This window comes from Lentzea jiangxiensis, from assembly GCF_900104175.1.
In the GTDB taxonomy this organism is placed as follows: Bacteria; Actinomycetota; Actinomycetes; order Mycobacteriales; family Pseudonocardiaceae; genus Lentzea; species Lentzea jiangxiensis.
In genome coordinates this window covers 349,731-371,090 of record NZ_FNIX01000004.1, presented here as the reverse complement: position 1 = coordinate 371,090, position 21,360 = coordinate 349,731, and the positions used below count along the sequence as shown (strand labels likewise).

The window sequence follows — 21,360 nt, the reverse complement described above, 5'->3', positions numbered from 1 at the left end:
GGCTATTAGCGGTACCGGGACTCGCAGGCGATGCCGTTGCGGTTCGGGTCGAGCTCGATCCGGTAACCGGGCTGGCCCCAGTGCAGCGGTGCCGCACCGGCGCGCCGCGCCTCGTCGCAGTTGGCGTAGAAGACCGGCTTCGGCCTGGGCGGTGCCGGCGGCTTCGTCGTCGTGGTCGGCGCGGGTGCGGGCGGCGGGGGCGGGGGAGCGGGGGTCTCGGTGGCGTCCTTGCCGCCGCACGGCGGACCCCACAGGCCCATCGGGACGCGTTGCGCGGCCGCCTCGGCCTCCTTCTGGGCGGGCGACGGGGTGCCCGTGGTGCGCCCGGCGCCGTTGCCCAGGGCGAGCAACGCGTAGTCCGTGCCGTCGGTGAGGCTGAGGGCGCCGGTGGCCCGGTCGTAGCGGACCTGCTGGTTCAGCAGCATGCTCCTGGCGAAGCCCGTGGCGGCGTCCGCCCAGCACGGACCGGGCTGGGCGAGGCCGCTGACCTCGGCTTTCGAGCCGTCGGCGAGCATCACGGAGCGGCCGTCGACGATCGACGCCACGCTGATCGCCGGCTGGGCGGGCGGGACCGGCACCGACGTCGTCGGCGACGCGGTGACCGGCGCGTCCTGCGCCGGCTCCTCCACGGCCACGGGCCTCGACTGCTGCACCTGCGCGGCACATCCCGCGGTGAGCACGGCCAGCAGGACCCCGCCCGCAGTTCTCCACCCCGACATGACCCGCACAATGCCTGGTCGGCGCGGTGTGGCCAAGGTTACGTATTTGGTCCGGATCGGTTCACCGGTAGTCCGAACCGAAATGCGGATACGCCCGGTTCAGCGTGCGGGCTTGAGCGTCCAGACGACGGTCATCTCGCCGGTGACGACGCCCTCGGCGTTGGTGATCGTGATGGTGACCGGGAACTCGGGCCGCGTGCCGGACTCCAGCTCGGCCAGGACGTCCTCCGCCGACCGGCCGAGAACGGCCTCCGCGCGCAGGACGCCCATCGCGATCTTCTTGTACGAGATGTCGGCGCGGACGGCGAGCGGCGTCGCCTTGCCGAGGTGCGCGGCGAACGCGGCCATCACGACGGCGCCCGAGGCGGACTCGCCGAGGCCGAACATCATCGCCGCATGCGGCCCGCCGATGTGGTTGTGCAGCGACGGCTCGTCCGGCAGCGACGCGACGATACGGCTCGCCGAGACCTCTTCGAACTCGATGCCGGTCGTCTTCACGTACGGCACGGCCTGCTTCATGGCATCGGCGATGAACGACACGTCTTGGCTCATGAAACAGATGCTACCGACCGGTAACCCACGTGGCTACCCGCCGGTAACCACACTCTCCGCACCCGTACCGCTCCGCGGTGGAGTGAGACCTGGAACTCACTTGCTATCTGCTCGACCGAGATGGATGCTTGTACCGAGCAACTAGTTGGATGATACAAGCAACGAGGTGTCAGATGGTCGATCCGGGCAGGTGCCCCAGCCCCGGCTTCGATCCCGAGCACGAGCTCGCGGACCGGGTCGGCATGGCGATGGTGCGGCTGAACAAGATGCACGCCCAGGTCGCGCACCAGATGGCCAAGCAGGGCATGGACAAGTCCGCCTTCGTGCTCCTCGCGACCCTCTCCGGGCTCGGGGAGTGCCGTTCGAGCGCGCTCGCGGAGGCGGTGCTCTCCGACCCGTCCACGATCAGCCGGCAGGTGGCCGGACTGGTGAAGGACGGGCTCGTCGAGAGGCGTGCCGACCCGGCGGACGGCCGGGCCAGCGTCCTCGCGGTCACCGAAGCGGGCCGCGAGCTGATCCACGAGCGACGCCGGCAGCGCAACGAGGCGATCCAGCAGATGTTCGCGGACTGGACCGACGAGGACCTCAAGGGCTTCGCGGACCTGTTCGAACGCTTCGTCCACGACTACGAGCGCACGATTCCGTCGCTTTTGAACGAACGCGGGACGGGGACCCGCGCAGGAGGGAACGACTAGAAATGTCATCAACAACCGATGCGACACCCACGCCAGGGGTTTCCCTGACGCATCGCCAGATCATGACGGTGCTGTCCGGCCTGCTGCTGGGCATGTTCCTCGCGGCGCTGGACCAGATGATCGTCACCAGCGCCATGAAGACCATCGCCGACCAGCTGCACGGGCAGACGCTGCAGGCGTGGGCGACCACCGCCTACCTGATCACCGCGACCATCACGACCCCGTTGTACGGCAAGCTGTCCGACATCTACGGGCGCAAGCCGATGTACCTCGCGGCGATCTCGCTGTTCCTGCTCGGCTCGCTGCTCTCGGGCCTCGCGACGACGATGTACGAGCTGGCCGCGTTCCGCGCGGTGCAGGGACTCGGCGCCGGTGGCCTCATGTCGCTGGCCTTCGCGATCATGGCGGACATCATCTCGCCGCGGGAGCGCAGCAAGTACTCCGCCTACTTCATGGCCGTGTTCGGTTCGGCCAGCGTGCTCGGCCCGGTCATCGGCGGCGTCTTCGCCGGCCTCGACTCGTTCGTCGGTGTCACCGGCTGGCGCTGGGTGTTCCTCGTGAACGTCCCGATCGCGCTGCTCGCGCTGTTCGTCGTGGCGCGCGTGCTGAACATCCCGCACCAGCGGGTGAACCACCGCGTCGACTGGCTGGGCGCGCTGACGCTGACCGTCGGCCTGGTGCCGCTGCTGATCGTCGCCGAGCAGGGCCGCGAGTGGGGCTGGGCGTCCGGCACCGCGATCGCCATGTACGTGATCGGCGTGCTCGGCCTGGTCGCGTTCGTGTGGGCCGAGTTCCGCGCGGGCGACGAGGCGCTGCTGCCGATGCGGATGTTCCGCAACCACACGTTCGCGCTCGGCAACGCGATCAACTTCGTGCTCGGCGTCGGCATGTTCGGCGGCATGGTCTCCATCCCGCTGTACCTGCAGATCGTGAAGGGCGTCTCGCCCACCACGGCCGGGCTGATGCTGCTGCCGATGACGTTCGGCATCATGTCGGCCACCGCGATCGCGGGCAGGGTCACGTCGAAGACCGGGCGCTACAAGATGTTCCCGATCATCGGCGCCGGCCTGATGGCGGCCGCTCTGTTCCTGCTCAGCTCCATCGGCACGGACACGCCGAGCTGGCTGGTCATGGTCTACATGTTCGTCATGGGCGCGGGCCTCGGCCAGTGCATGCAGACGCTGCTGCTGGCGATCCAGAACGACGCCGAGCCGCGGGACATGGGCGTGGCGACCGCGTCGGCGACGTTCTTCCGCCAGATCGGTGGCACCGTCGGCACCGCGGTGTTCCTGTCGATCCTGTTCAGCACGGTCGGCGACAAGATCGCGTCCGGCATCCGGGCCGCGCTGCAGACCGACGCGTTCAACGCGGCGCTGCGGCAGAACCCGGAGTTCGCGAAGACGCTGCAGGGCGGGACCGGTGTGGACATCAACAACACCGAGTTCCTCAAGGACTTGGACCCGGTGCTCGCGAAGCCGTTCCTCGACGGGTTCTCCAGCGCGATCGACACGGTCTTCCTGACCGGCGGCATCGTGATGATCGCGGCGTTCGTCCTCGTGTGGTTCCTGCGCGAGAAGCCGCTGTCGACCAGGTCCGGTCTGGAGCGGGTGGCCGACGCCGAGACCGTCGCCGTCTAGGTCTCACCGCAACGAAGAAGAGGGGCCGCTCGCGAGCGGCCCCTCTTCTTTCGCGCGTGTGCCTAGTGGAACGTCTCGCCCCTGGCCTCGGCGTCCTTCAGGCGCTGGTAGGAGCGCTTGATCTCGGCCTCGGCCTCGGTGCGGCCCACCCAGGTGGCGCCCTCGACGCTCTTGCCGGGCTCGAGGTCCTTGTAGACCTCGAAGAAGTGCTGGATCTCCAGGCGGTCGAACTCCGCCAGGTGGTGGATGTCGCGCAGGTGCTCGTGCCGCGGGTCGTAGGCCGGGACGCACAGGACCTTGTCGTCGCCGCCCTTCTCGTCGGTCATGCGGAACATGCCGATGGCGCGGGCGGCGATCAGGCAGCCGGGGAACGTCGGCTCCTGGACGAGGACGAGGGCGTCCAACGGGTCGCCGTCCTCACCCAGGGTGTTCTCGATGAACCCGTAGTCGGCGGGGTACTGCGTCGACGTGAACAACGTGCGGTCGAGGCGGATGCGGCCACTCTTGTGGTCCACCTCGTACTTGTTGCGCACGCCCTTGGGGATCTCGATCAGGACGTCGAATTCCACTGGTCCTCGCTCATGTAGCCCATTCGTGATGCCCACTAGTGTGGACCACGACGCCTTGTCAACCCTCATCGGAGCGGTGGTTGGTGGGTGTGAGATTGCCCGTACCGAGCTGACGGAGGCCGCTTTGCCGGACGCCCCCCAGTGGCCGACCGAGGACGACGACATCGATTCAGATGCCGGGCGTTCCGAGCAGACGGTGCAGGTCAGCCGCCCGACAGTCGACCAGCCGACGATGCGGTTCCCGCTGGCCTCCGTCCTCGCGGCACCGTCCACTCAGGAACCGCCGCGGTCGTCGCCGGTGCGCGTCGCCGCGAACGGGCCCGTGTCCGGTTCGGGTGGTTCCGCTGTGCCAACGGCCGGTTCGGGCGGTTCCGGCACGCCCTCCGCGGAAAAAGCCGGTGGGAAGTCTCACGGGGCGGTTGGTCCGGAAGGCGGCCAACCCCGGGCCGTCCCGGTGCGCGTCGAACCGAAGGGCGACCAGAGGACGACCGAGCTTTCAGTGCCGAACGCCAAGACGGCGCGCGTCGACCAGCTGCCGAACTCCGAGCCGTCGTGGTTCGACCAGGCCGCCAGGACCGAGCAGCAGCGCCGGCCACAGCAGCAGTCCCAGCAGCAGTCCCAGCAGTCCCCGCGCCCCGAACCGCAGCGCCCGGTGCAGACCAAGCGCGTCGACCAGCTCCAGGCCCAGGCGCCCGCGCGGCAGGAGTCGGCGCGCTCCGAGCAGCCCCGTCCGGTGCCGCCCCCGCGCCAGGAGCCCCGGGAACTGCCCGTCACCGGCTACGACGAGGAGCCGGAGGACCGACTCGCCACCGACGAGCCCCGGAAGAGCCGCAAGCCGCTGGTCGTCGTCCTGAGCCTGCTGGTCGTGGCGGCCCTGGCCGGCGCCACCGTGTACGCGGTCGACGAGTTCGGCGGCGCCACGGCCGTCGAGACCAAGCCCCCGGCGGCGCCCGCGGTCGTCCAGCCGCTCGTCAAGGCCGTCACGGCGGGCGGACCGGCACCGAGCCCGGCCGGCGTGAAGCAGGCCCTCGCGGGTCCGGCGGGCAACAGCGCGCTGGGCACGCTCACCGGCAGCGTCGTCGACCCCGCCAGCGGCGCGGCGCTGTGGCAGCAGGGCGACACCACGGCCGCGACCCCGGCGTCCAGCCTCAAGGTCCTCACGGCCGCCGCGGCGCTGCTCAGCCTCGAGAAGACCGACCAGCTGTCCACCAAGGTCGTCCAGGGCGCCGAACCCGGCACCGTCGTGATCGTGGGCGGGGGCGACCCGACGATCTCCGGCGTGCCCGGCAGGTCGGTCTACCCCGGTGCCGCGACCCTCGACGACCTGGTCAACCAGGTGAAGCAGAAGGGCCAGGTCACCAAGGTCCAGTTCGACCTGAGCCGGTACGCGGGCGAGGCGCTCGGGCCGCAGTGGGAGTCGGCGGACATCGCGGGCGGCTCGGTGGCGCCGATCGTGCCGTTCATGCTCGACGGCGGCCGGGTCGACCAGTCCAACGTCAACGGCGTGCGCACCGGCAGCCCCGGTCAGGCGGCGGCGGACGCGTTCGCCCAGCGCGTCGGGGCTCCCGCGGCGTCGGCGGGCACGGCCCCGCAGGGCGCGCCGGTGCTCGGCGAGGTCAAGTCGGCGCCGGTCGAGCAGCTCGTCGACAACATGATGCAGATCTCCGACAACGTCCTCACCGAGGCGATCGCCCGCGAGATCGCGATCAAGACCGGCAACGAGCCGTCGTTCGCGGGCGGGGTCAAGGCCGTGCGGGACGTGCTCACCAAGAACGGGTTCGACCTCACCGGGGCGAGCTTCGTGGACGGCAGCGGGCTGTCCGCGTCGAACAAGATCCCGGCCAAGCTGCTCACCGACGTGCTGACCGCGGCGGCCAAGCCCGCGCCGGACGACCCGCGCACCGCGAAGCTGCGGCCGTTGCTGACGGCGCTGCCGGTCGCGGGCGGCAGCGGCACCCTCGCCGGTCGCTACGGCGGGACCGCCGCGCGGGGCAAGGGCTGGGTGCGGGCCAAGACCGGCACGCTCACCGGCGTGAACGCGCTCGCCGGCGTGGTCGTCGACGTGGACGGGCGGCTGCTCGTGTTCTCGTTCATGTCCGCGAGCAACCGCGACCCGGAGACCGAGGTCCGGCCCGCGCTGGACGTGATGGCCGCTGCGTTGCGGGGTTGTGGCTGTTCGTAGCGGGCCGTGCGCAGGTAGCGTCGCAAGCGTGAACGGCGCGACGGAGGCAGAGCTCGGCCCGGTGGACTGGGACCTGGCGGTTTCGACCGCCGTGCGACTCGTGCGACCAGGTCCGGTGATCGGCAAGGAGGAGGCCGAGCACGTCGTCGGCAGACTGCGGGAGCTCGCTCCGCAGGCGGAGGTGCACGTCCGCGAGCTGACAGGGCTCGGCCAGGGCCTGCCGCTGCTGCCGGGCGAGGTCGTGGACCGCCCGGCGTGGGTGGCGGCCGCCGCGCAGGGCCTCGCCGCGCTGACCGGTCCCGCCCTGCCGCGCCAGACGGGTCCGATGGCGGGCATCCTCGCCGGGACGGCCGGTGTGCAGGCGGGCGTCGTGATGGCGTTCCTGTCCTCGCGCGTGCTCGGCCAGTACGACCCGTTCAGCCCCCAGGACCAGCTGGCCGGGCGGCTGCTGCTCGTCGCGCCGAACATCGTTGGCGCGCAACAGGCCCTGGACGTCCCGGACGACGACTTCCGCATGTGGGTGTGCCTGCACGAGTGCACGCACCGCCTGCAGTTCACCGGCGTGCCGTGGCTGCGCCGGTACTTCTCCGACCAGGTCACCACGCTGCTGTCCTCGATGGACGAGGAACGCGCGCCGCTGTCCGACGTGATCCGCGACTTCCGGCAGAAGCTGCGCGAGGGCGACGGTCCGATGGGGCTGATCGAGCTGGTCCAGTCGCCGCAGCAGAAGGCCGTGCTGGACCGGTTGATCGCTCTGTCCACTTTGCTCGAAGGCCACGCCGACCACGTGATGGACGCCGTCGGGCCGTCCGTCGTGCCGTCGGTGTCGACGATCCGCAGCCGCTTCAGCGCGCGGCGCAAGGGCGGCGGCCTGCTCGACCGGATCCTGCGCACGGTGCTCGGCGTCGAGGCGAAGGTGCGCCAGTACGAGGAAGGCGCCCGGTTCACCGAATACGTCGTCGAACGCGTCGGCATGGACGGCTTCAACGCGATCTGGACCTCCGCCGACACCCTGCCGACCAGGGCGGAGATCGCCGAGCCGATGGGCTGGCTGCGCCGCGTGGCACCGTGAACGGACCGGTCGCCGAGGTCCGGACGGCGGTCCGCCGCTTCCTCGGCGCCGTGCGACCGGAGGCGGTGACCGTCGCGGTCTCGGGCGGCGCCGACTCGCTCGCGCTGGCCGCCGCCGTGTCCGGGCTGGTGCCCGGCGCCTCGGCCGTCGTGGTCGACCACCAGCTCCAGCCGGGGTCGGCGGACGTGGCGTCGAAGGCGGCCCGGCAGTGCGCCGACCTGGGTCTCGTGCCGCGCGTGGAGCCCGTTGTGGTGTCGGGTCCCGGCGGACCCGAGGCGGCGGCCCGCAACGCCCGCTACGCGGCCCTGAGGCCGTCGTCCGGCGTGGTGCTGCTCGGGCACACCCTCGACGACCAGGCCGAGACGGTGCTGCTGGGCCTCGGCCGGGGGTCCGGCCCGCGCTCGATCGCCGGCATGCGCGCCTTCGACGCACCGTGGGGACGTCCGCTTCTCGGCGTGTCGCGGGAGGTCACCCGTGCCGCGTGCGCGGAGCAGGGCCTCGAACCGTGGGACGACCCGCACAACGCCGACCCGTCGTTCACGCGTGTGCGCCTGCGGACCGAGGTGCTGCCGTTGCTCGAATCCGTGCTGCAGGGCGGCGTCGCGTCATCGCTGGCGCGCACGGCGGCCCAGCTGCGCGAGGACTGTGACGCACTCGACTCCCTCGCGGCCGCCTTCGCCGGCGACTGCTGTGCCGTTGACGACATCACGGAGTTGCCCGCGGCACTGCGACGCAGAGTGGTCAGGTCGTGGCTCATCGACGAAGGCGTGCCCGAACTGTCCGATTCGCACCTGCGCCGAGTCGACGCACTGGTGAGTGAATGGCGCGGTCAGGGCGGTGTCTGGCTACCCGGCGGCTTTGTCGTGCGGCGCGCGCATGGCAGGCTCGTTGTGGAACCACAGTCTTAAGCAGAGGGGACCTGTCCGTGTACGACGGCGACATCGCATCCGTGCTCATCACCGAGCAGGAGATCAGCGACAAGGTCACCGAACTCGCCAAGCAGGTCGCGGATGATCACCCAGAAGGTGACTCCGACCTCGTGCTGATCACCGTGCTCAAGGGCGCCGTGATGTTCATGGCCGACCTCGCCCGCGCGCTGCCCGTTCCGGTGCAGCTCGAGTTCATGGCCGTTTCGTCCTACGGCTCCTCCACGTCGTCCTCCGGCGTGGTGCGGATCCTGAAGGACCTGGACCGCGACATCGCGGACCGGAACGTGGTGATCGTGGAAGACATCATCGACTCCGGGCTCACGCTGTCCTGGCTGTTGAAGAACCTGCAGTCCCGCAAGCCCCGCTCGCTGGAGGTGTGCACGCTGCTGCGCAAGCCGGACGCGGTGAAGGTCGAGGTCCCGGTGAAGTACGTCGGGTTCGACATCCCGAACGAGTTCGTCGTCGGGTACGGGCTGGACTACGCGGAGCGGTACCGGGATCTGCCGTACATCGGGACGTTGGACCCGAAGGTCTACTCGAGCTGAGAGTTCAGTTCGTGGCGGGGGCGTAGCCGATGTGGCTGCGCCCCCGTTTTGTGCGTGGCTTGTTGTTGCCCGGGTTGCGTTGGTCGGTGCTGGCCTGCCCGGGTGCCAACCGCCACCCGGAGCGCAGGAGGAAAACGCCGGGCTTCCCGTGGGAAACCCGGCGTCGCGTTGAAGCGGAATCAGCAGTTCGGACGGCAGCGGCGCTGGGAAACCGCGTCGAGGAGCACGCCGCGGATGTCCTCCGGGTTCGGCGCCTGGTACGCCTTGCCGCCCGTGGCCGCGGCAATCGACCGCAGAGCGTCCATGTCCACCTCGTCGCCGAGGCCCACCATGATGATCGGGACCGGCTTGGCGGGGTCGGACTCCCGCTTCAGGGTCTCGATCAGCGCGGCGGTGTCCATGGACGAGATGTCGTCGTTGCGGCCGTCGGTCATGAGGACGACGGAGTTCACCTTCGAGGCGTCGTAGCCCGACAGGACGTGGCGGTAGGCGGCCAGGGTCGTGTCGTTCAGCGCTGTGCCGCCGCCGACCAGGCCGGGGAGCTGCGACGCTCCTGCTTCCAGGCGCTTGCGGCGGGTGACGCCGGCCAGCGGTTCGCCGAGAGGCCCTATCGGGACCAGTTCGATCCAGTCGTTCGGCGGCTTCTTGTCGGTCGAGAACGCCCAGAGGCCGATGGCGGTGGTGTCCGGGAGCATCGAGAGGGCGGTCATCGACGCCGTGGTGGCGGCTTCCACCCTGGTCTTGCCGTTGCCGCTCTTCTCGATCATGGAGCCGGAGACGTCGATGACGGTCAGCATGCGCATGTCGAGGCTGATGGCGCCCCAGGTCCTGAGGAGCTCGGAGACCTGGTCGGCGTTCGGGGTCTCGATCAGCTTGACGTCGCCCGCCTGGACGCCCTCGACGTCGGCCGACCACTTGGCCGGGGCGGCTCCCTGGACCGTGCGGAAGCCCGCTTCGCCGAAGCGCTTCGAGGTGTCGGCGGAGCGCAGGGCCTTCTCGAACTCCGCCGCGGCCTCGCCGACGCCCTCCTGCTCGTTCGGGCGGGAGACGCGGACCAGCGGGTAGTCGAACGAGAGCGTGCCCTCCTTCGGCGGGGCGCCGAGGACGGCGTTGTCCTTCACCGCGCGGTTGTTCGCCACGACGGACTGCTCGGTGGCGGCGAAGAGCGGGGCCTTGCCGGCGTCGGTGGTGACCTTGCCGAAGGCGTCGCGGACCGACGGAACGGCGCTGCGGCCCACGCGCAGCAGCGTGCTGACCAGTTCGGGCTTCGGGGTGCCGTCCGCGTTGCCGAGCAGGGTGCGGATCACGAACAGCGAGGCGAGGCCCTCGGAGGTCATCGTCGGGTCGCTCATGGAGATCTGGACCTTCGGGTCCACGACCTTCGCCCACGAGACGGGCTGGACCGGGAAGCCGATCTTCGACATCGCCTGCTGCGAGCCCGCCATGACGAGCGGGCTGGACGCCAGCGAGGGCTTGATGTCCAGCTTCGGGGCCTCCGGGCCGGTCTCCGCGGCCTGGCGCTGGGCCTCCGCCGCCCACATCGAGGAGTCGGGGATCCAGAGGGAGTGCGGGTTGATCTGCGCGGTGGGCAGTTCGTTGGCCACGTCGGCCGCGTTGCGCGACTCGACCTGGACCTGCACGCACCGGCCGCGCACGACCGGTTGCGACCGCTGGTAGTCCTGTGCGGCCGCGTTCACGACATCGAGGGCGGCAGGGGTGACGGCGACCTTCAACGGCAGTGCGCCCGAGCAGTCGGCGCCGCTGGTGACCCGCAGGGCCACGACCGTGACGCCCGCCGCCGCGACCACCCCGAGCAGGGCGGCCACGGGCAGTGCCACCCGCCGGAACAGTCCGGGGGACGTGTGACGTGCTGACATACAGTTACTTACCTTCGGTCACGTGTTCACTCTTTCGAGTGGCGGGGAAACACTCGGGGGGACGAATGAGGATGACATGTGACCCTCAAACGTAATGAGATGGCGTGACCTGCGTCACTGGTCTGTCCGGCCGCATTTGTTCCGGATGAACCAAAGTGCGTGAACATGCGTGGCAGGGGTCACCCGCGGGAACCCGGAAGCGCCCCCGCCCGTTGGTTGCTCAGTACCCGGCCAGCGGGCGGTAGGCTGGTCGGACGCGGTATGTGGGTCTTCCACTGCCCGACGCGCAAGTCAGGGAGGGTCGAGGCCGCCCGCCGGCCGTAAGTGCATGGACCGCAAGCGCCTGCTTCGCAACCCGCTGCTGTGGATCGCTGCGGTGTTGCTGCTGTACTTCGTCTTCACCGTTCTCTTTGACGACTCGCGGGGCTACCACCCCGTGAAGACGTCCCAGGCACTGCAACAGGTGCGGGACGGCAAGGTCAAGGAAGCCACGATCGAGGACAAGGAGCAGCGTCTCCGCCTCACCCTCACCGACGGCACCACGTTCGAGGGCAGCAACCGCCTGATCACGCAGTTCCCGGCCAGCTCGACGGACGAGATCTTCACCGTCCTCGACCAGGCCGGCAACAAGCCGACGGTGGAGACCAAGGTCAGCCAGGAGTCCATCCTGATGCAGATCTTGATCTACCTCGTGCCTCTGGGCCTGTTGTTGCTGCTGCTCATGTGGATGATGAACAACGCCCAGGGCGGTGGCAACCGCGTCCTGAACTTCGGCAAGTCCAAGGCCAAGCAGCTCTCCAAGGACATGCCCAAGACGACGTTCGCCGACGTCGCGGGTGCCGAGGAGGCCGTCGAGGAGCTCGAGGAGATCAAGGACTTCCTCCAGAACCCCGGCCGCTACCAGGCGCTCGGCGCCAAGATCCCCAAGGGCGTGCTGCTCTACGGCCCGCCGGGAACCGGCAAGACGCTGCTCGCGAGGGCCGTCGCCGGTGAGGCCGGGGTGCCGTTCTACTCGATCTCCGGCTCGGACTTCGTCGAGATGTTCGTCGGTGTCGGCGCCTCGCGTGTGCGCGACCTGTTCGAGCAGGCCAAGCAGAACGCGCCGTGCATCATCTTCGTCGACGAGATCGACGCGGTGGGCCGCCACCGCGGCGCCGGTCTCGGCGGCGGTCACGACGAGCGCGAGCAGACGCTGAACCAGCTGCTCGTCGAGATGGACGGCTTCGACTCGCGCGGCGGGATCATCCTGATCGCGGCGACGAACCGCCCCGACATCCTCGACCCGGCTCTGCTGCGCCCCGGCCGCTTCGACCGCCAGATCCCGGTGTCCGCACCGGACCTGAAGGGTCGCAAGCAGATCCTCCGGGTGCACTCCAAGGGCAAGCCGCTGGCCGCGGACGCCGAGATCGACGGCCTCGCGAAGCGCACCGTCGGGTTCTCCGGCGCCGACCTCGCGAACGTCATCAACGAGGCCGCCCTGCTCACCGCGCGACAGAACGGCACCGTCATCACCGGCGCCGCTCTCGAGGAGGCGGTGGACCGCGTGATCGGCGGTCCGGCCCGCAAGAGCCGGATCATCTCCGAGAAGGAGAAGAAGATCACCGCGTACCACGAGGCAGGGCACGCCCTGGCCGCGTGGGCGATGCCGGACATCGACCCGGTCTACAAGGTCACGATCCTCGCCCGCGGCCGCACGGGTGGTCACACCCTGTCGGTGCCGGAAGAGGACAAGGACCTGATGACCAGGTCCGAGATGATCGCGCGGCTGGTGTTCGCACTGGGTGGCCGTTCCGCCGAGGAGCTCGTCTTCCACGAGCCCACGACGGGTGCGTCCAACGACATCGAGCAGGCGACGAAGATCGCCCGCGCGATGGTCACCGAGTACGGCATGAGCGCGAAGCTCGGCGCCGTGAAGTACGGGCAGGAGCAGGGCGAGCCGTTCCTCGGTCGCTCGGCCGGCCGCCAGGCGGACTACTCGCTGGAGGTCGCGCACGAGATCGACGAGGAGGTGCGCAAGCTCATCGAGGCCGCGCACACCGAGGCGTACGAGGTGCTCAACACCTACCGCGACGTCCTCGACGACCTCACGCTCGAGCTGTTCGAGAAGGAGACCCTGCACCAGAAGGACCTGGAGCGGATCTTCGCCCGCGTCGAGAAGCGGCCGCGCATCACCCAGTTCAACGACTTCGGTGACCGCACGCCGTCCGACATCCCGCCGGTCAAGACGCCCGGTGAGCTCGCCAAGGAGCGCGGCGAGCCGTGGCCCCCGGTCGTCGAGGACACCCTCGACGAAGAGCCGGAGCCGCTGCCCGAGCCCGCTCCCGGTGAGCAGCCCACCGAGCAGCCGGCGTCCACGAACGGCTCGAACGGCGCCCACCAGCCGGGGCAGCCCGGCGCCCAGTCGGGCCCGCCGAACTACGGCGCCCCTCCCGGGTGGACCCCGGCGACCGTGCCCGGCGGCAAGCCGCACAACGTCTGGGAGCCGAAGAAGCCGCAGCCGGACCAGGACGAGCGGCAGTGACCGAGCAACACCAGCTCGACGGAGACGCCGGCCTCACCCGCAACGGGGAGGCCGGCGTCTCCGCGCGGCGGGTCTTCGACCAGGCCCGCGCCGAGGCTGCGGTGCGCGAGCTGCTGGTCGCGTGCGGTGAGGACCCGGAGCGCGAAGGCCTCCGCGAGACACCCGCGCGAGTGGCGCGCGCCTACCGCGAGTTGTTCGCCGGTCTCTACACCGACGCGGACAGCGTGCTCGCGAAGACGTTCGACGAGAGCCACGAGGAGCTCGTCCTCGTCACGGACATCCCCATGTTCAGCTTCTGCGAGCACCACCTGCTGCCGTTCCACGGCGTCGCGCACGTCGGGTACATCCCGAACGAGCACGGCAGGGTCACGGGGCTGTCGAAGCTCGCCCGGCTCGTCGACCTCTACTCGAAGCGGCCGCAGGTGCAGGAGCGGCTGACGTCGCAGGTCGCCGACGCGCTGGTGCGCAAGCTGGAGCCGCGCGGCGTGATCGTGGTCGTCGAGGCCGAGCACCTGTGCATGGGCATGCGCGGCGTGCGCAAGCCCGGCTCCCGCACCACGACGTCCGCGGTGCGCGGGCTGCTGCGCACCTCCGCCTCGTCGAGGGCGGAGGCGATCGAGCTGATCAGGGGCCGGACGCGGTGACCGGACTGCCCCGTCCCGGCCGCTGCGTCGTGATGGGCGTGCTGAACGTGACGCCCGATTCGTTCTCCGACGGCGGCCGCTACGTCGACCGCCGCGACGCGGTGGCGCACGGCGTCGAGATGTTCAAGCGCGGTGCCGACGTCGTCGACGTGGGCGGCGAGTCGACCAGGCCCGGTGCCGAGCGCGTCGACCCGGCCGAGGAGATCGCCAGGATCGTGCCGGTGATCCGCGCGCTGGCCGCCGAGCAGGTGCCGGTCAGCGTCGACACCATGCGCGCCTCCGTCGCCTCGGCGGCGCTGGAGGCGGGCGCGTCGATCGTGAACGACGTCTCGGGCGGCCTCGCCGACCCGGAGATGGCTTCGGTCGTCGCCGCCGCGGGTGTGCCGTACGTGCTGATGCACTGGCGCGGCCACAGCACGGAGATGGACTCGTTGGCGAGCTACGACGACGTGGTGACCGACGTGCGCGCCGAACTGCTGGAGCGGGTCGAGTCCGCTCTGGCCGCGGGCGTCGCGGAGTCGTCGATCGTGCTGGACCCCGGTCTGGGCTTCGCGAAGCTCGGCGACCACAACTGGGAGTTGTTGCAGCGCCTGGACGAACTGGTCGAGCTGGGCTTCCCGGTGCTGGTGGGGGCGTCGCGCAAACGCTTCCTCGGCACGTTGCTCGGCGGCCGTCCACCGGACGGCAGGGAGGACGCGACCGCGGCGGTGTCCGCTCTGGCCGCGTTCAACGGAGCTTGGGGTGTGCGGGTGCACGACGTCGACCGGACGCTGGACGCGGTCGCCGTCGCCGGTGCGTGGAGGCGGGGACGTGGCTGACCGGATCGCGTTGACGGGTCTGCGGGTGCGCGGGCACCACGGGGTGTTCGAGCACGAGAAGCGCGACGGGCAGGAGTTCGTCGTCGACATCACGCTGTGGCTCGACCTGGGTGCCGCGTCCCGCACGGACGACCTGAAGGAGACCTACCACTACGGCGAGCTCGCGGAGATGGCCGCGGCGATCGTCGGTGGCGAGCCGTACGACCTGATCGAGACGGTGGCGGGCAAGATCGCCGACGCCGCGATGACCGACTCACGGCTGCACGCGGTCGAGGTGACGGTGCACAAGCCGTCCGCGCCGATCCCGCTGACGTTCGACGACGTGTCGGTGACGATCCGCCGTTCGCGCCGGCTCGCCGCCCCGCTGCCCAAGGGCAAGCCTTGAGCCGCGCGGTCCTCTCGATCGGCTCGAACCTCGGCGACCGGTTCGCCTTCCTGCAGTCCGCCGTGGACGGGTTGCGCCCGCACGTGGTCGCCGTGTCGCCGGTGTACGAGACGGCGGCGTGGGGAGTCGAGGACCAGCCGGACTTCCTGAACGCCGTCGTGGTCGTCGCCGCGGACGACGTCGACGAGTGGGGCTGGCTGCGGCGCGGCCAGGCGCTGGAGAACGCCGCCGGACGTGTGCGGGAGAAGCGCTGGGGACCGCGCACGTTGGACGTGGACGTCGTTTCGGTGGACGGGGTGACCTCGGACCACCCCGAGCTGCTCCTGCCGCACCCCGGGGCGTTCGAGCGCGCAACGGTCCTGATCCCGTGGCTCGACGTCGAGCCGGACGCCGTCCTGCCGGGCCGCGGACCCGTTGCGGCGCTGGAGTTCTCGGCCGAGGGCGTGCGGCGGCGCGACGACCTCGTGCTTTCCGGTTGGATGGACTCGTGAGGTTCACCCGCCCCCGCGACCTGGCGGCCGTCGCGATCATCGCCGCGCTGCTGGCCCACCTGCTGCTGCGGCTCGCGTACGACTCGCTGCCGCCACTGCCCGTGCTCGCCGGGTCGACGCTGTTCGTCGTCGCGGTCGCGGAGGTCGTGTTCGCGTTCTCGTTGCGCGCCAGGATCCGGCGTCGTCCGGGAGCGCGTCCGGTGCAGCCGCTGACGGCCGCCCGTGCCGTCGCACTCGCGAAGGCTTCATCCGTTCTGGGCGCTTTGATGTTCGGTGCCTGGGCCGGGCTGCTGATCTTCGTCCTGCCCGTCCGCGACTCGTTCCCGGCGGCCTCGAACGACCTGGTGGCAGGCATTGTCGGGGTGGTCGCGGCGCTCGCGCTGACGGCCGCGGCGCTGTGGCTCGAGCACTGCTGCCGGACGCCGACGGAGAGTTCCGGGAACGAATAGGTACCCGGCCGTAGGTCTCAGTCGGATAACTACGCGGTACCGTGTGCCCATGACCGGGCGAGGCGCGTCGACCGACGGCGATCAAGAAGATCACGGTCGTGGCTCCGGGCGATTGCTGTTGGTAGCGGCATTGGCGCTCGCCCTGGTGGCCGCGGCGGTGCTCGTGCTGAGCGACAGTGCCCGCATGCTGCGCCTGGCCGTGGTGGCCGCGTTGTGGGCGGCCCTGGTGGGCGCCTTCCTCGCCGCCAAGTACCGCAAACAGGTCACGGAGCGCGACGACGAGGTGGCCGATCTCCAGTCGGTCTACGAACTCGAGCTGGAGCGCGAGGTCGCGGCCCGGCGCGAGTACGAGCTCGAGATCGAGTCGGAGACCCGCAAGCGCATCGAGGAGGAGTCGCGCGCGGACATCGAGGCCCTGCGCGCCGACCTCCACGCCCTGCGCGACAACCTCCAGGCGTTGCTGGGCGGCGACGTGCTGGTCGAACGGGTGGCGTTGCGCGCGGAGTCGACCCGCCTGCGCTCGCTCGGCTCGGAGGCGTCCCGGCTGACCTCGGGCGCCGAGAACCGCATCATCAACGCCAAGCCCGCGATCACCGCCAGCGCGTCCGTCGTGCCGGAGAAGCCCTCCGAGCGCACCGAGCTGATCGAGCGCATCGCCCACGAGGCCGCCAAGGTGCAGCAGTCGCGCCGCGAACAGGCGAGGCCCGAGCCCGCGCGCCCGGACCCGGCCAGGAACTCGCCGCGCCCGCAGCCCGCCGTCGCCCGCCGCGAGCCCGTGAAGGCCGCGAAGCAGGAACCGGCAAGGCCGCAGCAGCGCCCCGGTGCCGCTGCTGCCCCCGTGTCCGCTCGCCTCGGTGCCGCCGCCGCGCAGCAGAAGGTCCAGCCGCCGGCCCCGACGGTGAAGGCGAAGCCCGTGCAGGCGCAGGCGCACCGCACCGAGCGCGTGCAGCGGCCGCCGCAGCCGCCGGCCCGCACCGAGGCGTTGCCGCGTCCGGAGCAGCCGCCGAAGGCGCCCGTCGCGAAGCCCGTCGCCAAGCCCGTGGAACCCCGCAAGGCCGAGACCCGCTCCCGCGTCGCCGAGCGCACGGAGATGATCGACCCGAAGTCCCTGCAGGCCGCCGGTGGCCGCCGCACCGAGGACCGCCCGGCGCCCGCGCAGGACAGCGGTTCGTGGGAGACGTTGAAGCCGGACACCCCGTCGAGCTCCGGCGCGGGTGGCCGCCGCCGCGCCGACGACGTCCCGCCTCGCCGCACCGCGTCCGAGGACTCGCTCGTGTCGCTGCCCCCGGTGAGCCGCCGCGCCTCGGAGCAGTCGTCCGCCAGGCTGCCGGTCGTGAACACCGGCCGTCGCTCCGCGGCCGACGAGCCGTCCGTGTCGGGCCGCCGCGTGGCCGAGGACTCGTCGACGCGCCTGCCCGCGGTCTCGACCGGACGCCGCGCGGCGCCGGAAGACCCGTCGGGTGCGCACGCGGACGGCAAGTCCGTCAGCGAACTGCTGGCGTCCCTGGGCGGGGGCGACGCACCCCGTCGCCGGCGCCGTCGCGACGACTAGCCGTCACTTGTCGATGTCGCCGACGACGACGGCGAACGAGCTCAGCACCGCGGGCAGGTCGTCGACCCGCGTGCCGGGCAGCAACGCCGACAGCGCCTGGACGTTGTTGAACGACGGCGTGCGGAGCTTGAGGCGCCACGGCGTCTTCTCGCCGCGCGACGACAGGTGCACGCCCGAGGTGCCGAGCGGCGCCTCGACGCGGGTGTAGACCGACCCTTCCGGCGCCTTGACGGCCTTGGGCAGCCGGAGGTTCACCGCCCCCTGCGGCAACCGCTCGAGGCACGCCGAGGCGAGCTCGACCGACCTGGTGACCTCGTCGACCAGGCACCGCACCCGTGCCGCGGCGTCGCCCGAGGTCCGGACGACCGGCGTGAAACCGAGCTGCGCGTACGCGGGCAACGGGTCGTCGCGCCGCAGGTCGAAGTCCACTCCGCTGGCCCGGCCGATCGGTCCGGTGACGCCGTACGCCAGCGCGTCCTCGTGCGGCAGGACACCGAGCCCTTCGAGCCCGTCGAAGTCGATCTCCAGCGTCGAGACGTCCACAGAGGACAGGAACTCCCGGACCCTGCCCGTCCAGCCCGCCGGGACGTCCTCGCGCAGGCCGCCGATCCGGTTGAACATGAAGTGGATGCGCCCGCCCGACGCCTCCTCCATCAACGCCTGCACGCCTTCGCGGTACGTGGCGGCGTTGGGGGACAACGGGGTCAGGAACACCATGTGCGCCATCACCCGGTTCAGCTCGCACAGCAGCGCGCGCAGCCATTGGGCGCGGGCCGGCACGTCCATGCCCGTCATGCGTTCGACGGCCAGTGCGACCGCGAGCTCGTTGCAGAACGCCGAGAGCCAGTCGTGGCGGTTCGCGAGCGTCAGCACCTGCCGGTAGTCGCGGACCTCGAAGAGCTTCTCGGCGCCGCGGTGCAGGTGGCCGACGAGCGGTTCGGCGGCGGTGATCACGAGCTCGGGCGTGACGGTGAGGCGCAGGCGGTAGGCGCCGTGGGCCGACGGGTGCAGGGGACCCAGGTCGATCACGCGGTCCACGCCCAGGTACTGGGCCCCCGCACCGACGCCGACGGTGATCTGCTCGCTCACCCGAGCATGGTTTCACGAGCCGGGACGTGCGGCTCAGGCCCTGGTGACCGCGAAGAGGAAGCACCCGTGCGACACGCTGCGGACCTGCACGGCGTCGACCTCCGGGTCGTCGAACAGCCGTTCCACCACGCGGTCGAACGAGCCCGGCTCCACCACCTCGCCGTCGTGGATCTGCCCGGCGGCGTTGTAGGACCGCAGGATCCGCGAGCCGGCCAGCAACTCCTCCGGCAACCGGTCCGGCGCGGGGGAGTCCGAGCACTCCACGTGCAGGAAGATCGGTCCCACCTCGGCGTAGGGCCCCTTGCCGAACGGGGGCGAGTAGCGCAACAGCCAGACCGGCTCACCCGGCAGCGACTTCCGCAGGCAGCAGCGCACCGGCACCCCGGGCTCGGACTCGCGGTACTCGCGGCCGGGGTCGGCGAACGGGGCGGACGACGGCACGGTGTGGATTCGCATGGGATCCACGATCGCGGTCACGGGAACGGATTTCTGGCGGGATTCGGACGCCAGGGCGGCAGCGGGGGCAGCAGGTCCGCCACGGCCACCCCGCACCCGTGCAGCAGCCACCCGAACCCGCCCAGCCCGGACGGGTCCCGCAGCTCGGCGATCCGGCCGGCCCGCGACGCCGACTCGAGCCAGTCCCACCCGGAGCCGGACACCGAGCCGGACAACCCCAGGGCCGCCAGCGCGTCCCGCTGCGACACCAGCACGTGCTCCCCGCCCGCGGCGGCGGCGCAGGCGTCCAGGGCGACGTGCGCGGTGATGTCGCAGGACCCGTCGAACACCACGGGCACCTGGCGTCCGGCCCGGTACCCGGTCAGCGAGAAGTGCCGCGACGACACCAGGTGCCCGTAGTCGACCGCGAGGGCGGCACCGCGCACGGAGGCCACGGCGGCGGCCCAGGCGGCGTCCCTGGGCGCTCCCACCTCGGCCTGCTCGCCGTCCCGCAGCGAAGGCCACCACCGGGTGATCCACGGATCGGAGGACGGCCCCGTCACCACGGGGCAGGGGATCGCGTCGAGCCACTCGTGGCCGACCAGCAGCCCCGTGCAGGACGGGATCTCGCGCACCCACCGGACCCCGGCCAGTTCGACGGGGGGACCGACCTCCACGGCGGTCACCCGCAGTCGTTCGCCGAGCGGTCCCGACGCCAGGGAACGCACCGCGGACGCCAGCTCACCGCCGCCCGCGCCGACGTCCACGAAGTCCACGACCGGGGGAAATCCGAGCGCGGCGTCCACGCGGGAGAGCAGCGCCAGCATCGCCTCCGCCAGCTCCGTGCCGACCAGGACAGACGTGCGGAAGTGCGAGGAGGGCTTCTCGCCGCGCGCGAAGAAGCCGCCCGGCCCGTACAGCGCGGCGTGCCAAGCGGCTTCCCAGTCGAACATCGGACAAGTGTGCATCTAAGGTCATTTTCGTGACCGACGCCGACCTGACGCCGACGCCGACGCCGAAGAAGCGCATCGAGCAGCGCCGCTGGACCGTTCTGTTCCCCGTCGTGGCGCTCATCGCGCTGGCCGCGGCGGGGCTCGTGCTGTTCGCGCTCGGCACGTCGAGCATCGGCATCGAGCCGCTGCTGGTCGGCGCCGCCGCCGCGCTGATCCCCGTCGCGTTCGTCGTGAGCGCCTTCCTGTGGATCGACAGGTGGGAGCCGGAACCGGCGAAGATGCTGCTCTTCGCGTTCGTGTGGGGTTCCTGCGGCGCGACGATCAGCTCGCTCGCGTTCAACCAGACGTCCAGGGTGCTCGGCAACCTGCTCACCAACGACGGCACGACGTTCACCGCCGTGGTCGGCGCGCCGATCGTGGAGGAGGCGACGAAGGCCGTCTTCCTCATCGCGGTGTTCGCGCGGCGCCGCCACGAGTTCGACGGCGTCGTGGACGGCATGGTCTACGCGGGCATCACGGCCGCGGGCTTCGCGTTCACCGAGAACATCTGGTACTTCGGCCGGGTCTTCCTGGAGGACGGGCTCGGCGACATGGGTGGCGGCGTGGTCGCGCTGTTCGTCCTGCGCGGGGTGCTGTCGCCGTTCGCCCACCCGCTGTTCACGGCCATGACCGGCATCGGTGTCGGCATCGCGGCCACCACGAGCAACGCCAAGGTCCGCGTCGTCGCGCCGGTTGTCGGCTACCTCGTGGCCGTCGGGCTGCACTCGCTGTGGAACTTCTCGACCACCGTCGGCACCGGGTCCGACTTCATCAACCTGTACTTCCTGATCATGGTGCCGGTGTTCGCGGGCGCCGTCACGATCGTGGTGTGGCAGCGGCGCAGGGAGCAGCGGATCGTCGCGGGCCAGCTCGCCGCGATGGCGCAGAACCGGTGGATCGCCAACAGCGAGGTGGCCCTGCTGGCGAGCCTCAACGGCCGCCGGAACTGGCTGAGGGCGGTCAAGCGCAAGTCCGGTGACTCGGCGGTCAAGTCCGTGCGCGCCTACCAGATCGCGGTCACCGAGCTCGCGTTCCTGCGGCACCGCATCGAGCAGGGAACGGCGGGCCAGAGCGCCGAGCAACGGCACAGCGTGCTGCTCGACGCGCTGCACGCCGCCAGGGCGGCCGCCCGCCGGTGAGTCCCGTCACCGATCCCCTCGGCCGGGGATCGGCGGTACTACCCTCGGCGGCGTCGTCTGGTACCCGC

At 71.0% G+C, this 21,360-nt stretch carries 21 protein-coding genes; 14 read left to right on the top strand and 7 right to left on the bottom strand.

Annotation, left to right across the window (positions count from 1 at the left end):
- Positions 1-5 precede the first annotated feature (5 nt).
- Positions 6-719, bottom strand: coding sequence for an excalibur calcium-binding domain-containing protein (locus BLQ91_RS15755; RefSeq protein ID WP_143022663.1), 714 nt, complete (start codon positions 717-719; stop codon positions 6-8).
- Between the two features lie 99 nt (positions 720-818).
- A complete protein-coding gene (locus tag BLQ91_RS15750; protein WP_090097562.1) occupies positions 819-1,271 on the bottom strand; it encodes a DUF4442 domain-containing protein in 453 nt (150 codons plus the stop codon).
- Positions 1,272-1,444: 173 nt separating this feature from the next.
- Between BLQ91_RS15750 and BLQ91_RS15745 the strand changes: the two genes are divergently transcribed.
- Positions 1,445-1,966, top strand: coding sequence for a MarR family winged helix-turn-helix transcriptional regulator (locus BLQ91_RS15745; protein ID WP_090097561.1), 522 nt, complete (start codon positions 1,445-1,447; stop codon positions 1,964-1,966).
- Positions 1,967-1,968: 2 nt separating this feature from the next.
- Positions 1,969-3,603 carry an MDR family MFS transporter gene (locus BLQ91_RS15740; protein ID WP_090097560.1) on the top strand — a complete coding sequence of 545 codons (1,635 nt, stop codon included), beginning with the start codon at positions 1,969-1,971 and terminating at the stop codon, positions 3,601-3,603.
- A 62-nt stretch (positions 3,604-3,665) separates the two neighbouring features.
- Here BLQ91_RS15740 and BLQ91_RS15735 read toward each other — a convergent pair whose 3' ends face one another.
- Positions 3,666-4,172: an inorganic diphosphatase gene (locus BLQ91_RS15735; RefSeq protein ID WP_090097559.1), complete on the bottom strand. Its 507-nt coding sequence runs from the start codon at positions 4,170-4,172 to the stop codon at positions 3,666-3,668.
- 499 nt (positions 4,173-4,671) lie between these two features.
- Here BLQ91_RS15735 and dacB point away from each other — a divergent pair, with 499 nt between their 5' ends.
- From dacB to hpt, 4 genes are read left to right on the top strand one after another with little or no spacing between them, the layout of a single operon-like run.
- A complete protein-coding gene (dacB, locus tag BLQ91_RS15730; protein WP_176959766.1) occupies positions 4,672-6,354 on the top strand; it encodes a D-alanyl-D-alanine carboxypeptidase/D-alanyl-D-alanine endopeptidase in 1,683 nt (560 codons plus the stop codon).
- A 28-nt stretch (positions 6,355-6,382) separates the two neighbouring features.
- On the top strand, positions 6,383-7,426 hold the full coding sequence (locus BLQ91_RS15725; RefSeq protein WP_090097557.1) for a zinc-dependent metalloprotease: 1,044 nt from the start codon (positions 6,383-6,385) through the stop codon (positions 7,424-7,426).
- Entirely contained in the window at positions 7,423-8,334 is a 912-nt protein-coding gene (gene tilS / locus BLQ91_RS15720; RefSeq protein WP_090097556.1) for a tRNA lysidine(34) synthetase TilS, read from the top strand. Before BLQ91_RS15725 ends, tilS begins: the two co-directional genes overlap by 4 nt.
- A gap of 17 nt (positions 8,335-8,351) precedes the next feature.
- Entirely contained in the window at positions 8,352-8,900 is a 549-nt protein-coding gene (hpt, locus tag BLQ91_RS15715; protein ID WP_045317223.1) for a hypoxanthine phosphoribosyltransferase, read from the top strand.
- Between the two features lie 179 nt (positions 8,901-9,079).
- Here the strand turns inward: hpt and BLQ91_RS15710 are convergent, their stop codons facing one another.
- Complete coding sequence (locus BLQ91_RS15710) at positions 9,080-10,777, bottom strand: substrate-binding domain-containing protein (protein ID WP_090097555.1); 1,698 nt, start codon at positions 10,775-10,777, stop codon at positions 9,080-9,082.
- Positions 10,778-11,105: 328 nt separating this feature from the next.
- On the opposite strand from BLQ91_RS15710, the gene ftsH reads away from it, so the two are divergent.
- The 7 genes from ftsH to BLQ91_RS15675 are packed head-to-tail and all read left to right on the top strand — an operon-like array spanning position 11,106 to position 17,637.
- On the top strand, positions 11,106-13,298 hold the full coding sequence (gene ftsH, locus BLQ91_RS15705) for an ATP-dependent zinc metalloprotease FtsH (protein WP_090097554.1): 2,193 nt from the start codon (positions 11,106-11,108) through the stop codon (positions 13,296-13,298).
- On the top strand, positions 13,295-13,942 hold the full coding sequence (gene folE, locus BLQ91_RS15700; protein WP_090097553.1) for a GTP cyclohydrolase I FolE: 648 nt from the start codon (positions 13,295-13,297) through the stop codon (positions 13,940-13,942). The genes ftsH and folE overlap by 4 nt, the downstream gene beginning before the upstream one ends.
- Positions 13,939-14,760 carry a dihydropteroate synthase gene (gene folP / locus BLQ91_RS15695; RefSeq protein WP_483810788.1) on the top strand — a complete coding sequence of 274 codons (822 nt, stop codon included), beginning with the start codon at positions 13,939-13,941 and terminating at the stop codon, positions 14,758-14,760. Before folE ends, folP begins: the two co-directional genes overlap by 4 nt.
- Positions 14,753-15,145 (top strand): dihydroneopterin aldolase, encoded by a 393-nt coding sequence (gene folB, locus BLQ91_RS15690; RefSeq protein ID WP_090097552.1) that lies wholly within the window; start codon positions 14,753-14,755, stop codon positions 15,143-15,145. The genes folP and folB overlap by 8 nt, the downstream gene beginning before the upstream one ends.
- A complete protein-coding gene (folK, locus tag BLQ91_RS15685; protein ID WP_090097551.1) occupies positions 15,142-15,636 on the top strand; it encodes a 2-amino-4-hydroxy-6-hydroxymethyldihydropteridine diphosphokinase in 495 nt (164 codons plus the stop codon). The genes folB and folK overlap by 4 nt, the downstream gene beginning before the upstream one ends.
- The gene (locus tag BLQ91_RS15680; protein WP_090097550.1) at positions 15,633-16,085 is read left to right on the top strand and encodes a DUF3180 domain-containing protein; all 453 of its coding nucleotides are present in this window, start codon (positions 15,633-15,635) and stop codon (positions 16,083-16,085) included. Before folK ends, BLQ91_RS15680 begins: the two co-directional genes overlap by 4 nt.
- A gap of 49 nt (positions 16,086-16,134) precedes the next feature.
- The gene (locus BLQ91_RS15675) at positions 16,135-17,637 is read left to right on the top strand and encodes a DUF6779 domain-containing protein (RefSeq protein WP_143022661.1); all 1,503 of its coding nucleotides are present in this window, start codon (positions 16,135-16,137) and stop codon (positions 17,635-17,637) included.
- A gap of 3 nt (positions 17,638-17,640) precedes the next feature.
- On the opposite strand, the gene BLQ91_RS15670 is transcribed toward BLQ91_RS15675, so the two are convergent.
- The 3 genes from BLQ91_RS15670 to BLQ91_RS15660 are packed head-to-tail and all read right to left on the bottom strand — an operon-like array spanning position 17,641 to position 20,114.
- Complete coding sequence (locus BLQ91_RS15670; RefSeq protein ID WP_090097548.1) at positions 17,641-18,726, bottom strand: NADH-quinone oxidoreductase subunit D; 1,086 nt, start codon at positions 18,724-18,726, stop codon at positions 17,641-17,643.
- Positions 18,727-18,759: 33 nt separating this feature from the next.
- On the bottom strand, positions 18,760-19,182 hold the full coding sequence (locus tag BLQ91_RS15665) for a DUF1203 domain-containing protein (protein ID WP_143022660.1): 423 nt from the start codon (positions 19,180-19,182) through the stop codon (positions 18,760-18,762).
- 17 nt (positions 19,183-19,199) lie between these two features.
- Positions 19,200-20,114: an SAM-dependent methyltransferase gene (locus tag BLQ91_RS15660; RefSeq protein WP_090097546.1), complete on the bottom strand. Its 915-nt coding sequence runs from the start codon at positions 20,112-20,114 to the stop codon at positions 19,200-19,202.
- Between the two features lie 29 nt (positions 20,115-20,143).
- On the opposite strand from BLQ91_RS15660, the gene BLQ91_RS15655 reads away from it, so the two are divergent.
- Entirely contained in the window at positions 20,144-21,292 is a 1,149-nt protein-coding gene (locus tag BLQ91_RS15655; protein ID WP_245733450.1) for a PrsW family intramembrane metalloprotease, read from the top strand.
- The last annotated feature ends 68 nt before the right edge of the window (positions 21,293-21,360 follow it).